Annotated in this window: 10 protein-coding genes; all 10 read left to right on the forward strand. The window is 73.7% G+C overall.

What is annotated here, in order from left to right; translation table 11 throughout:
- The first annotated feature begins 227 nt into the window (after nt 1-227).
- Genes CIK06_RS17645 through CIK06_RS17690 form a run of 10 tightly spaced genes read left to right on the forward strand, consistent with a single transcriptional unit; the run spans nt 228 to nt 13,405 of the window.
- Nucleotides 228-1,547: a lysine N(6)-hydroxylase/L-ornithine N(5)-oxygenase family protein gene (locus tag CIK06_RS17645; protein WP_232533692.1), complete on the forward strand. Its 1,320-nt coding sequence runs from the start codon at nt 228-230 to the stop codon at nt 1,545-1,547.
- Nucleotides 1,544-2,578, forward strand: coding sequence for an FAD-binding oxidoreductase (locus tag CIK06_RS17650; RefSeq protein WP_095565758.1), 1,035 nt, complete (start codon nt 1,544-1,546; stop codon nt 2,576-2,578). Before CIK06_RS17645 ends, CIK06_RS17650 begins: the two co-directional genes overlap by 4 nt.
- Complete coding sequence (locus CIK06_RS17655) at nt 2,578-4,881, forward strand: class I tRNA ligase family protein (protein ID WP_095565759.1); 2,304 nt, start codon at nt 2,578-2,580, stop codon at nt 4,879-4,881. The genes CIK06_RS17650 and CIK06_RS17655 overlap by 1 nt, the downstream gene beginning before the upstream one ends.
- Nucleotides 4,878-8,231: a non-ribosomal peptide synthetase gene (locus CIK06_RS17660; RefSeq protein WP_095565760.1), complete on the forward strand. Its 3,354-nt coding sequence runs from the start codon at nt 4,878-4,880 to the stop codon at nt 8,229-8,231. The genes CIK06_RS17655 and CIK06_RS17660 overlap by 4 nt, the downstream gene beginning before the upstream one ends.
- A complete protein-coding gene (locus CIK06_RS17665; protein ID WP_095565761.1) occupies nt 8,228-9,733 on the forward strand; it encodes an AMP-binding protein in 1,506 nt (501 codons plus the stop codon). Before CIK06_RS17660 ends, CIK06_RS17665 begins: the two co-directional genes overlap by 4 nt.
- Nucleotides 9,723-9,983, forward strand: coding sequence for an acyl carrier protein (locus CIK06_RS17670; RefSeq protein WP_095565762.1), 261 nt, complete (start codon nt 9,723-9,725; stop codon nt 9,981-9,983). Before CIK06_RS17665 ends, CIK06_RS17670 begins: the two co-directional genes overlap by 11 nt.
- Nucleotides 9,980-10,594: a GNAT family N-acetyltransferase gene (locus CIK06_RS17675; RefSeq protein ID WP_095565763.1), complete on the forward strand. Its 615-nt coding sequence runs from the start codon at nt 9,980-9,982 to the stop codon at nt 10,592-10,594. Before CIK06_RS17670 ends, CIK06_RS17675 begins: the two co-directional genes overlap by 4 nt.
- Nucleotides 10,591-11,643, forward strand: a complete 1,053-nt coding sequence (locus CIK06_RS17680) for a C45 family peptidase (RefSeq protein ID WP_232533693.1) — start codon at nt 10,591-10,593, stop codon at nt 11,641-11,643. Before CIK06_RS17675 ends, CIK06_RS17680 begins: the two co-directional genes overlap by 4 nt.
- On the forward strand, nt 11,640-12,488 hold the full coding sequence (locus tag CIK06_RS17685) for an isocitrate lyase/phosphoenolpyruvate mutase family protein (protein ID WP_095565764.1): 849 nt from the start codon (nt 11,640-11,642) through the stop codon (nt 12,486-12,488). The genes CIK06_RS17680 and CIK06_RS17685 overlap by 4 nt, the downstream gene beginning before the upstream one ends.
- The gene (locus CIK06_RS17690; protein ID WP_095565765.1) at nt 12,485-13,405 is read left to right on the forward strand and encodes a 3-oxoacyl-ACP synthase; all 921 of its coding nucleotides are present in this window, start codon (nt 12,485-12,487) and stop codon (nt 13,403-13,405) included. Before CIK06_RS17685 ends, CIK06_RS17690 begins: the two co-directional genes overlap by 4 nt.
- Nucleotides 13,406-13,407 lie beyond the last annotated feature (2 nt).

A 13,407-nucleotide genomic window follows, 5' to 3' on the forward strand; every position in this document is an offset into this window, starting at 1 on the left:
CTTTAAGCACGACGATAAGTGTCGTTGACAGCACAGCGGGTGCTGACCTACGGTTCCAGCCAGAGTTCCACAGGCCACCGCAGACGAAACGTGCTCCAGGACGCGACTTCGATTCGCTAGTCGAGGTTTTCCACCATTTAATTTCACCGGGCGGTCAGTACGATTATTGGTCGCCTCGAATTGTGGTGCGTGCCCGACTTCGACAATGCGTCCATCGCATCGGGAAGGTGATTCTGGACGTGGAAGCCAAGTCGCGCGACGAGGACGTCAAACATTTCCGCTGTGTTGGCATCGGTGCCGGCCCGGCGAACCTGAGCCTCGCCAGCCTGCTGCACCAACGACCCGAGATCACGAACTGCTTCGTCGAACGGCGGCCCGCCTTCGAGTGGCACGACGGCCAGCAGATGCCCGGCGCGACGCTCCAGGTGTCGACGATGAAGGACCTGGTCACCCTCTCGGACCCGACGAACGCGTTCTCGTTCCTGTCCTACCTGCACGCGCACGGCCGGCTCTACCACTTCATCAACGCCCAGTTCGACGCCGTACCCCGGCAGGAGTTCCGCAACTACATGAGCTGGGCCAGCCAGCGCAACAGCAACGTCGTCTTCGGCCAGGAGGTGCTGGCGGTCGACTTCGACGGCGACTTCGTGGTGCGCACCACCCGCGGCACGATGCGCGCCGAGAACATCGCCGTCGGCGTCGGCACCGAACGCTGGGTGCCGCACCACGCCCGCGACGCCCTCGGCGCCACCCAGTTCCACGTCGCCGACTTCATGCACCGCGCCGTCGACCTGGCCGGCAAGCGGGTGGTCGTGGTCGGCGGCGGGCAGTCCGGGGCGGAGGCGTTCCTCGACCTCATCTCCCGGCCGCGGGCCGGACTGCCCCGCCGGGTCGCCTGGGTCTCCCGGCGGCCGAACTTCCTGCCCATCGACGACTCGCCGTTCACCAACGACTACTACATGCCCTGCTTCTCCGACTACTTCGCCAAGCTGCACCGCGGCACCCGGGAACGGTTCACCCGCCAGCACGTGCTGACCAGCGACGGGATCTCCGAGCAGACCCTGCGGGAGATCTACCAGCGCGCCTACATCCACCGGTTCGTGGACAACGCCGTCGACCTGTTCGCGCTCTACCCCAACCGGGAGGTCCTGCAGGTCACCGGCGGTCAGGAGCAGGGCTGGAAGCTGACCCTCGCGCACAACGACCTCAAGGACGTCGACGAGCAGCTCGACGTCGACGTCATCGTCTGGGCCACCGGCTTCCGGCCGGCCCGGATGGACTTCCTCGCCCCCATCGCGCACCGGCTCGAACGGGAGGGGGACGAGTTCCGCATCGACGACAACTTCGCGGTGACCTGGGACGGCCCGGCCGACCGCAACATCTTCGTGCAGAACGCCGCGCGCCAGCAGCGCGGCCTGGCCGACCCCAACCTGAGCCTGCTGGCCTGGCGGTCGCAGCGGATCGTGGACCGGATCAGCGGCGTGCGGTCGGAGAACCACATCTCGTCCTTCATCGAGTGGGCCACCAAGCACGAGGTGACCTCGTGAGCGCTGACCGGGTGGCGGTGGTGGGCGGCGGCATCCTGGGCTGCCTGATCGCCCGCGAGCTGACCGCGCGGCGGCCGGCGAGCGAGGTCATCCTGCTCGAACGCGACGCGGTGGCCGCCGGCGCCAGCCGGCGCTCGGCCGGGCTGCACTTCCCGCGCGGCGCCTGCGAGCGGGTCCGCGAGATGTCCTCGGTCAGCGAGGCGTACTACGCCCGGCTGCTCGCCGAGCGGCCGGACCTGCCGATCCATCCGGTGCCGATGACCGTGGTCGCCGGCGCCGGATCCGCCGACGCGGTGATCGAGGCGTACCTGCCCGGCGCGAAGCCGACGGACACCGACGCGACCGGCGACCCGGACGTGCGGCTGCCCGCGGGCAGCCGCGCCTGGACCGTGCGCGGCGGGCACCACGCGGACGTCGCGGCGCTCGCCGCGCGGCTGGCACCGGCCGGGGTCCGCGAGGGCGTCGCCGTCACGTCGGTGCGGCCGGGTCCGGACGCGGTGGCGCTGCGGCTGTCCACCGGCGACGAGCTGACCGTCGACCGGGTGCTGCTCGCCCCGGGGCCGTGGATCGCCGACCCGGCCTGGGCCGACCTGGTCGCCCCGCTGGGCCTGCGGGTCAAGCGGGTGGTGGCGCTGCACGTCGACCGGCCGGTCCGGCCCGGCGACCCGTGCGTGGTGCTGCACGACGAGGACGCCTTCCTGCTGCCGCTCGCGCACCGCGGGCACGCCCTGTTCAGCTACACCTGCCAGGAGTGGGACGCCGATCCCGACACCGCCGGGTACGCGCTGCGCCCGCAGCACCTGCGCGAGGCCCGCGAGGTGCTCCGGCGCTACGCCCCGGACCTGGCCGCCCGCTGCCGGTCCGGGCGGGTCTTCTGCGACGCCTACACCCCCGACCGCCAACCCGCGATCCGCGCCCTCGACCCGGCCGGGCGGGTCGTCTTCGCCGGCGGCGCCAACGGCTCGGGATACCGCCTTGGCCCCGCAATGGCCGCCGAGGCCGTGGACCTGATCGACCGGAAAGGGCAGTAATGATCCTCGACACGTACGATGCGGCCCGGCTCGCGACCGCCTTCGGCATCGACATGAGCGACATCGCCGGCATCGGGGTGGGCGCCGGCTGGGGCCGGGTGGCGCCGGGCGTCAGCTCCGACCCGCACCAGCACGACGAGACCGAGACGTTCGTCATCGTCCGCGGCACCGGCGACCTGATCGTGGACGGCCGCCGGTACCCGGCCCGGCCGGGCGTGGTGGTCCAGTTCGAGCCGTTCGAGACGCACGTCATCGAGAACACCGGCGACGAGGACCTGCTCTTCGTGACGCTCTACTGGCGCGACCCCGAACGCGCCGGCCGGCAGGCCGCCCAGGTGGAACGCGGCCGGCTGCGGGACCGGCCGGTCTTCGTCTTCTCCACCCCGCCCACCCCCAACGGCGACCTGCACCTGGGCCACCTGTCCGGCCCGTACCTCGGGGCGGACGTGTTCGTCCGGTTCCAGCGCCTGAACGGCAACCGGGCGTGGCACCTGACCGGCAGCGACGACTACCAGAGCTACGTGGTCGAGTGCGCCCGCCGCGAGGGCCGGTCGCCGGCGGAGACGGCGGCGCACTACAGCGCCGAGATCGCCCGTACGCTGGAACTGCTCGACGTCCCGCTGGACCAGTACACGGTCACCAACGCCGACCCCGACTACCGGGAACAGCTCCAGGCGTTCTTCACCCGGCTGGTCTCCTCGGGCGGGGTGGCCCCGGTCGCCGCGCCGGCGCTGCACGACGGCGAGACCGGCCGCTACCTCTACGAGGTCGACGTCACCGGCGGCTGCCCGCACTGCGGCTCCGGTGCCGGCGGCAACATCTGCGAGGAGTGCGGCGAGCCGAACCTCTGCCACGACCTGACCAACCCGGTCGCCCGGCACTCCAGCACTCCCCCGGTGCCCGGCAGCACCACCCGCTACCAACTGCCACTGCACGAGTACGCCGACAGCCTGGCCGAGCACCACCACCTCGGCCGGGTGCCGGCCCGGCTGCGCGACCTGGCCGAGCGCCTGTTCAGCCGCGACCGGGTGGACGTGCCGATCACCCACCCGGCCGACTGGGGCGTGCCGCCGGTCGAGGACGGCGCACCCGGCCAGGTCATCTGGGTGTGGCCGGAGATGTCCTACGGCTTCCTGCACGGCATCGCCGCCCTGGGCGAACGGCTCGGCACCGGCTGGCACGCCCACGAGCCGCAGCCGGACTGGAAGATCGTGCACTTCTTCGGCTACGACAACAGCTTCTACCACTCGATCCTCTACCCGGTGCTGTACCAACTGGCCTACCCGGACTGGACCCCGGACATCGACTACCACGTCAACGAGTTCCTCCTGCTGGACGGCGCCAAGTTCAGCACCAGCCGGCGGCACGCCATCTGGGGCAAGGAGATCCTCGGCCCGGACACGGTCGACGCGGTCCGCTACTACCTGTCCCGGATCCGCTCCGAGGGCCGGCGAACCAACTTCGAGCTGGCCGCCTACCGCCAGCAGGTCCGCCAGACGCTGATCGGCGGCTGGCAGCACTGGCTCAACGATCTCGGCCGGCGCGTCCGGACGACGTACGACGGGACCGTGCCGGACGCCGGCAACTGGACGCCCGAGCACACGGCCTTCCTGGCCCGGCTCAACACCCGGCTCGCCGCGCTGGCCGGCGCGCTGGGGCCGGACGGGTTCTCGCTCAACGCCGCCGCCGCCGAACTGGACGCGATCGTCACCGACGTGCACACGTTCGCCAGCCAGGAGGCGCGGGTGTCGCAGTCCGCCGGCTGGCGGGCCGAGGCCCGTACCGCGATCGCGCTGGAACTGGCGGCGGCGAAGCTGCTGGCCGTGGGGGCCACCGCGGTCATGCCGCGGTTCGCCGCGAAGCTCGCGGCGGCGCTCGGGATGGAACCGGTCCAGGCGTGGCCGCAGACCGTCACGCTGGTCGCGCCGGGCACCCGGATCGAGCTGGCCGAGCAGGTGTTCTTCACCGACCCGGGTGCCGACCCGGACACCGGGCCGGACGCCGCAACGGCGGCCGCAACGGAGGCGACGACGGACGCCGGACCGGCGCGGCCGGCGGACGCCACCGACGGCTGGCTCACCGCCACCGTCGCCAGTCTGCTGGAGACCGACGGGCCGATCGGCGACCGGACCCTGGCCGACCTCGGCGCCACCTCGCTGCACGCGGTCACCCTGCAGTACCAGATCCTGGAGCGCACCGGCCTCGAACTCAGCGTCGACGAGCTGCTCGGCGGCACGACCGTGGCGGAACTCGCGCTGGCGCTGGTCCGGCGCGGCGCCGAAACCGAGGCGGTTCCGGCGTGAGTGTCCGCGAACTGCTCCGGGACATCGACGCCCGGGGGTTGACCATCACGGCCGCCGACGGCGACCTGCGGTTGCAGGGGCCGACCGACCGGATGGACGCCGACCTGGTGGCGCGGATCCGGGCCGCCAAGCCGGACCTGGTCTCCTATCTGGGCACCCCGGCCGGCTTCCCGGTGACCCCGTTGCAGCGGGCGTACCTGCTCGGCCGGGGCGACCTGGTGGAGCTGGGCGGCGGCGCCAGCCACGTCTACCACGAGATCGAGGGCCACTGGGACCTGCCGCGACTCACCGCGGCGCTGCGCGCGGTGGTGACCCGGCACTCGGCGCTGCGCACCGGGTTCACCCCGGACGGCCGGCAGGTGGTGCACGAGGACGTACCGGTGCACATCCGGGTCCGGGACCTGCGGGACCTGCCGGAACGGGCCCGCGACCAGGTCCTGCGGTCCTACCGGGAGCGGGCGTCGCACCGGGTGCTGCCGCTGGACCGGCCGCCGCTGGTCCGCGCCGAGGTCAGCGTGCTGGCCGCGGACCGGATGGTGCTGCACGTGAGCCACGACGGCCTGGTGATGGACGGGATCAGCATGTTCCTGTTCTTCCGCGCCTGGTGGCAGGCGTACCAGGGCGAACCGGCCGGCGCGGACGAGGTGCCGTTCGCCGACTACGTGGCCGAACTGGCCCGCACGGCCGCCTCCGAGCGGGCGCAGCGGTCCCGCCGGTGGTGGCACGACCGGCTGCCCGACCTGAGCCCGGCTCCCGAACTGCCGTTGGCCGCCAACCCGGCCACGCTGACCCGGCCCCGGTTCACCCAGCGGACCGTCCGGGTGGCCGCCCCCGACTGGCGGCGGATCGCCGAGCACGGCCGCCGGCACGGGGTCACCCCCAACGCCGTGCTGCTCACCGCGTACGCGCAGACGCTTGCCTACTGGGGCGCCGGGCAGCGCTTCACGGTCAACACCACGGTGGCCAACCGGCCGCCGATCCATCCGCGGATCTTCGAGGCCATCGGCAACTTCTCCGACACCATGCTGGTGACCGCCGTCGTCGACCCGGCCGCCACCTTCGCCGAACGCTGCGCGACGATCCAGCAGGAGCTGCGGCAGGCGCTGGAGAACCGGCACGTCTCGGGCACCGAGGTGTTGCAGGAACTCGGGCGCGCCGGCGGCGCGGCGCGCACCCCGTACACGTTCAACTGCGCGATCGGGTACGTCCGCCCCGGCGTCGACGGCTCGGCGCTGCACCTGTTCGGTCCCGAGGTGTTCTCGGTCAGCCAGACCCCGCAGGTCCAGCTGAACGTCTTCGCCATGGAGCAGGACGGCGGCCTGGCCATCCAGGTCGACAGCGTCGACGAGCTGTTCCCGCCGGGGCTGCCGGCCGCGTTCGTGGCCGGCTACCAGCGGCTGCTCGACGGTCTGGCCGACCCGACCGGCTGGGCGCGGACCGATCCCGACCTGCGCCCCGACCAGCAGCGCCGGCGGCGCGAGGAGGCCAACGACACCGCCGCGGCCCAGCCCGAACGGATGCTCTGGCACGACATCCTGCGGCAGGCGGCGCAGCGCCCGGACGCACCTGCGGTGATCAGCGCCAACGGCTCGTTGAGCTACGGCGACCTGCTGAGCCGGGCGCAGGGCGCCGCGGCCTGGCTGCGCGAGCGCGGGATCGGGCGCGGCGACCTGGTCGGGCTGGTCATGCGCCGCGGCCCCGAGCAGGTGGTCGGCATCCTGGCGGCGCTGCTCACCGGGGCCGCCTACCTGCCCGTGGACGCCGGCCTGCCCGCGCAGCGGCGCAGCTACCTGCTGCGCGACGGCGGCGTGCGGTGGGTGCTGACCAACGCTCCGGGCGCCGAGCCGGACGCGCTGGTGCTGGCCGACGTGCCGGCCGGCGAACCGTTCGAGCCGCCCGCCGACGGACACGTCGACGACCTGGCCTACGTGCTCTACACCTCGGGCACCACCGGGCAGCCCAAGGGGGTCATGGTCAGCCACCGCAACGTGGCGAACGTGGTCGCCGACTGCACCGCCCGGTTCGGGGTGGACGCCACCGACCGGTTCTTCGGGATCAGCGCGTTCAACTTCGACCTGTCGGTGTACGACGTCTTCGGCGCGCTGTCGGTCGGCGCGGCCCTGGTGCTGCCCGACGCCGACCGGGCGGCCGACCCGGCGCACTGGCTCGACCTGTGCGAGCGGCACGGGGTGACGGTGTGGAACTCGGTACCGGCCATTGCCGCGATGCTCTGCGAGCAGGCCGCCGCCGACCCGGCCCGGCTGGGCGCGCTGCGGCTGCTGATGATGAGCGGCGACCGGATCCCGCCGGAGCTGCCGGCGGCGCTGCTGCGACTGCTGCCGGACCTGGAGGTGGTCTCGCTGGGCGGCCCCACCGAGACCACGATCTGGAACATCCTGCATCCGGTCGGGGTGGCCGACGACGGCGCCCGGCCCGTGCCGTACGGGCGGCCCAACCGCAACAACACCGCGTTCGTCCGCGGACCCGGCGGCTGGGACCGGCCGGACTGGGTGGCCGGCGAGATCTGGGCCGGCGGCACGGGCGTGGCCCGCGGCTACCACGGCGACCCGGACCGCACGGCGCAACGCTTCGTCGACGGCCTCTACAACACCGGCGACCTGGGCCGGTACCTGCCGGACGGCTCGATCGAGATCCTCGGCCGCAGCGACTTCCAGATCAAGGTGAACGGCTACCGCATCGAGGCCGGCGAGGTCGAGAGCCGGCTGGTGGCCGTACCGGCGGTCAAGCAGGCCGTGGTGGTACGCCGCGGCGGGGCCCACGGCGACCGGCTGGTGGCGCACGTGGTGCCGGCCGGCGACGACCGGCCGGGCCTCGGCGAGCTGCGCGAACGGCTCGCCGAGCAGCTACCGGACTACATGATTCCCAGCGCGCTGGTCTGGCACGGCGCGCTGCCGCTGACCCGCAACGGCAAGGTGGACCGTGCCCGGCTGGCCGAGATCGAGCCGGCGCCGGCCGGCGCAGCAGCGCCCGCCGGAGCGCCGGCGCAGCCGCCCACCGGGTCGACCACCGCAGCGTCCGGGCCGTCCACCGCGACCGCCGCGGCGGCCGGGGCGGCCAGCCCGGCCGCGGCGCACGACGGCACGCCCGACGGCACGGTCGAGGCCGCCCTGATCCGCCTCTGGTCGGGCGTGCTGCGGCTGCCCACCCTCGCCCCCGACGCCAGCCTGTACGACCTGGGCGGCGACTCGCTGAGCGCGGCCCGGATCCTCACCGGCGTCCGCAAGGAGTTCGGCATCACGATCCCCCTGGACCAGATGTACGACGTGCGGACCGTCCGGCTGATGGCCGACCGGTTGGCTGCCGAACAGCGGAAGGGTGGCCGCAAATGAGCGGAACCGTACTCGACCGGGTCATCGGCGCCGCCCCAACGCCCGGCCACCACCTGCGGGTGGCCCGGCTGGACGGCACCACCTCGATCGAGCTGGCCGACCTGCACGCGCGGGCCGGCCGGCTGGCCGCCGCGCTGCACGCGGAGGGGATCCGGGCCGGCGACCGGATCGGCATCCTGGCCGCCAACGGCCTCGAATGGGTGCTGCTCGACCTGGCCGCGCTGCACCTCAAGGCGGTCACCGCGGGCTTCGAGCCGGGCAAGTTCGAGGCCGACGGCGGCCTGATCGAGCGCTACGGCCTGCGGACGCTCTTCACCGACCGGCCGGCCACCGGGCCGGGCATCCGGGCGATCAGCGAGGTCACCGCCCTGGCCGCGCGGCCCGGGACGATCCCGCCGGCCCGCTGGGAGCGGCAGGAGGCCACCACCATCAAGTTCACCTCGGGCAGCACCGGCGAACCCAAGGGGCTGGCCGCCTCGGCCGGCAGCATCGACGGGTCGCTGCGCGCCGTGCAGCAGATGTTCGCGCACGGGCCGGCCGACGACATCTTCGTGTTCCTGCCGCTGTCCCTGCTCCAGCAGCGCTACTGGGTCTACTCGGCGCTGGCCTACGGGCACGACGTCACGATCAGCTCGTACGCGGCGGTGTTCGCGGTGCTGCGCCGGACCCGGCCGAGCGTGGTGATGGGCGTACCGGGCTTCTTCGAGACCGCCCGGCGGCACATCGAGGAGCAGGCCCGCCGCGGCGGGACCGACCCGGCGAGCGCCGCCCGGGCGCTGTTCGGCGACCGGATCCGCTACCTGTGGACCGGCTCGGCGCCGGCCGCACCGGCCACCCTGGAGTTCTTCGACGCCTGCGGGCTGCCGATCTACGAGGGGTACGGGCTCAACGAGACCTGCATCGTCAGCAAGAACTGCCCGGGGGCCAGCCGGCGCGGCAGCGTCGGGCGGGTGCTGCCCGGCAAGCGGGTCATCATCGGCGACGACGGGGTGATCAGCGTCCACAGCGACGACCCGGTCGGGCTCGGCTACACCTACGCGGCGCCGGGCGAGTCGGAACGCATCTTCGGCCCGGACGGGACCGTGCGGACCGGGGACCTCGGGCACCTCGACGAGGACGGTTTCCTCTACATCGAGGGTCGCGCCGACGACGTCATCGTGCTGGACAACGGGCGCAAGGTGATCGTCCGGCCGATCGAGGAGCGCCTGCGGGCCAGCCCGCTGGTGGCGCAGGCGGTGGTCTTCTGCCCGACCCAGAGTCACCTGGTGGCGGTGCTCTCCCCGACCGGTTCGGTGGACCGGTCGGCGCTTGCCGCGCACCTGTCCGCGGCCAACGCCGCGCTCGCCCGGGACGAGCAGGTACGCCGGGTGGTGGTGGCCGACGAGCCGTTCAGCATCGACAACGGGTTGCTGACCTCGCAGTACAAGCCGCGACGCAAGCAGATCTTCGCGCGCTACGCAGCCGCGATCACGGCGAAAGGGGATGGTGTGCATGTCCAGTGAGCTGGAGGGACTGGTCCGGGAGCGGGTGGCGCAGGTGTTGGCCGACGTGCCGGCCGGGGAACTGGAGCTGGACGCCGACCTGGCCGACGACTACGGGCTCACCTCGCTGAACAAGGTGCTGCTGGTGACCTCGCTCTGCGACGACGCCGGCGTGGACGTCGCCAACTTCACCGAGTTCGACGTGGCGGCCATGCGCACCGTGGCGCAACTGCGCGACGCGCTCGCCAAGCACCAGCCGGCCACGACATGAGCGGGCCGATCTCCGGCTGGGCCGGCCGGGCCGCCGCGGCGGAGTTGGAGAACGCGGCCGTCGCGCTGCGGGCGGTCCGCGAGAGCGACCGGGCGGCGGTCCGCGCCGTGGCCATGGACCCGGACATCTGGCGCTACTTCGTCTCCCGGGTGGACACCGAGGAGGACTTCGAGCGGTTCTTCAGCACCATGCTGACCGACCTGGCGGCCGGCCGCCGGGTGCCGTACGTCGTCCTGGACCGCTCCCGCGGGCGGATCGCCGGCAGCATGAGCTTCGGCAACCTGGCGCAGGCCGACGGGCGGCTGGAGATCGGCTGGTCCTGGCTCGGCCGCGACTTCCGCGGCCGGGGCATCAACCGGCCGGCCAAGCACCTGCTGCTGGGCTTCGCCTTCGAGACGCTGGGCGCCGAGCGGGTCGAGTTCAAGACCGACGTGCTCAACGAGCCGGCCCGGGCCGGGCTGCGCGGCATCGGCGCGGTCGAGGAGGGCGTGCTGCGCAGCTTCAACCCGATGCCGGACGGCCGGCGCCGGGACGCCGTCTTCTACAGCGTCCTGCGCGCCGAGTGGCCGGCGGTGGACCGGCGGCTGTCCCGGGTGGCGGTGGCGCCGTGACCATCCCGTACGTGCCGATGGCCGGGACGGCGTACCAGCGGGGGGTCCGGCACGGCCAGGTCCGCGGCGCTGCGCTGCGCGCGTTCCTCGACGACGGCCTGACCCGGATCGAGCACCTGCTGTCCGAACCGGTCGACCGCACCACCCTGGCCGACACGCTGGCCCGGTACGACGCGGCGATCGGCCGGGCCGTACCGGAGTTCGCCGAGGAGATCCGGGGGCTGGCCGACGGCGCCGGCCTGACCCGGGCCGAGGCCGTGCTGTTGCAGGCGCGGCGGGAGATCCTGGGATACCGCAGGATTCCCACGGCCGGCGACTGCACCACCTACGCCCGGTGCGGGGCCGATCCGGTCATGGCCCAGACGGTCGACCTCAACGGCGACCTGGACGACCAGATCGCCGTGCTGGACACCGGGCACGCCCTGGTGCTCAGCTTCGGCGGGCTGCTCGGCTATCTGGGCCTCAACCGGGCCGGCCTGGCCGTCGGCCTCAACCTGGTGCTGGGCGGGCAGTGGGGTCCCGGCCTGCCCCCGTACCTGGCCATCCGGCACCTGCTCGACGTCTGCGACAGCGTTCCGGACGCGGTCAAGCGGCTGCGGGACCTGCCGCTGGCCAGCTCCCGTTCGATCACGCTGTGCGACCGCGACCAGGCCGGCTTCGTCGAGGTGCTGGACGGCGCGACGCGCTGGCACGCGTCGCCCGAACCGGTGCACACCAACCACTTCCTCGACCCGGACCTGGCCGAGCGGGACGAGATCAACGTCTTCGCGCGCAACTCGTCGCTGCGCCGCTACGACGCCTGCCGCTCGGCGCTGGCCGGCCTGCCCGCCGGCGCCGCCGCCGAGGAGCACTTCGCGCTGCTGAGCCGGCCGCCCATCTGCGTGCCCGACAACGGCGACATCCGCCGCGAACGCACCGTGGCGGCCGTGGTGGCGTTTCCCCGACGCGGCGAGCTGCACGTGCGGCCCGGCGATCCGTCGCGCTCGGCCACCGAGGTGTTCCGGCTGGCGGCGACCGATCCGGGTTCCGGCGTCGGGAGCGGCGCATGAGCATCGACCGCGCCGACCAGAGCGACCGCGCCGACCGGTTCGCCCGGCTGCACCAGCAGGGCAGCTTCGTCATCCCGAACCCGTGGGACGCCGGGACGGCCCGCCTGCTCACCGGGCTCGGCTTCGCGGCGCTGGCCACCACCAGCGGCGGGCTGGCGTTCGGCGCGGCCCGCGCCGACGGCGCCAACCTGGTGGGCCGGGACGAGACGCTGGCCAACGTGGCCGCCATCGTCGCCGCCACCAGCCTGCCGGTCTCGGCCGACCTGGAGAACGGCTTCGGCCCCGAACCGTCGGACGTGGCCGAGACCATCCGGCGGGCCGCCGCCGCGGGCGCGGTCGGCGGGTCCGTCGAGGACGCCACCGGGATGCCGGACGCGCCGATCCTGCCGCTGGGCGAGGCGGTCCGGCGGGTCCGGGCCGCGGTGCTCGCCGCCGCCGAGCTGCCGTTCCCGTTCCTGGTGACCGCCCGCGCGGACAACTTCTTCCACGGCCGGGCCGACCTGCCCGACACCATCCGGCGGCTGCGCGCCTACCAGGACGCCGGCGCCCACGTGCTGTACGCCCCGGCGCTGCCCGGCCCGCAGGTGGTGGCGCAGGTCTGCGCCGCCGTCGACCGGCCGGTCAACGTCCTGGCCGGCAGCTCGTCGGCGGTCACCGTCGAGCGGTTGGCCGCGGCCGGCGCCCGGCGGATCAGCCTCGGCTCGGCGCTGGCCCGTACCGCGCTCAGCGCCACGCTGGCCGCCGCCCGGGAGGTCGCCGACCGCGGCACCTTCGGCTTCGCCGAGCGGACGCTGAGCTACCCGGAGATCAACGACATGATGGACCGCACCGGGGCGAAGCCGTGACCGTCCACCTCAGCGCTCCCGCGTACGTCCTCGGCGAGGACCGGACCCCGCACGCCGACCTGCCGGGCTTCGCGGAGCGCATCCGCGAGCTGAAGATGCCACCGCTGGCGCAGTTGTGGGGCTGGGGCAGCGTGTGGCGTACCCGCCGGCCGGTGGCCGACCTGATGCTGGACAGCGGCCGGGCGGCCCTGGCCGGCGCGGGCCTGGACCCGGCCGGCGTGGACGCCGTGGTGCTGTGCTGCACCCGGTTCGCCGGCGGGCCGGACGTGCACGGCTCCTTCGTCGAGCGGGTGCTGACCGGCCTCGACCTGCCCGGTGCGGCCTTCGTGGGCGTCACGCTGAACCGCTGCGCCAACCTGATGGCCGGCATCGACGTCGCGGCGGCCTGGGTGGCGGCCCGGCGCTACCGCAGCGTGCTGGTCATCACCGCCGACCGGGTCGGCGGCGCCGACCGGCGGATCGAGCCGTTCGCGCTGTTCAGCGACGGCGCCGCGGCCTGCCTGGTGGCCGCCGACCCGTACGGCGCGCAGAGCTACGAACTGCTCGGCTGCGCCGCCGCACAGCACGCGCCGGACCTGGACTGGTCGCACGAGATCAGCCCGGTGCTGTCCCGACGGGTCAACGACGAACTGGCCAAGGTCACCGGCGTGCCGGCCGGGCGGGTGTCCGCGGTCCTGCCGGCCAACCTGTTCCTGCCCGTGCTCGGGATGAAGGAGCGCCAGGCCGGCTTCGGCGCCGACCAGTTGTACACCGACAACGTCGCCCGGGTGGGCCACTGCTTCGCCGCCGACCCGCTGATCAATCTCGTCGATCGGGCCGCCGCCGGGGGCATCGAGCCCGGCGGCGCCTACCTGCTCGCCGTCAGTGTCCCGGGCGCCCGGCACGGCGTCCTGCTGCGCGCGGGATCCGCGTCTTAGGG

Origin of the sequence: Plantactinospora sp. KBS50 (assembly GCF_002285795.1) — a bacterium.
In the GTDB taxonomy this organism is placed as follows: Bacteria; Actinomycetota; Actinomycetes; order Mycobacteriales; family Micromonosporaceae; genus KBS50.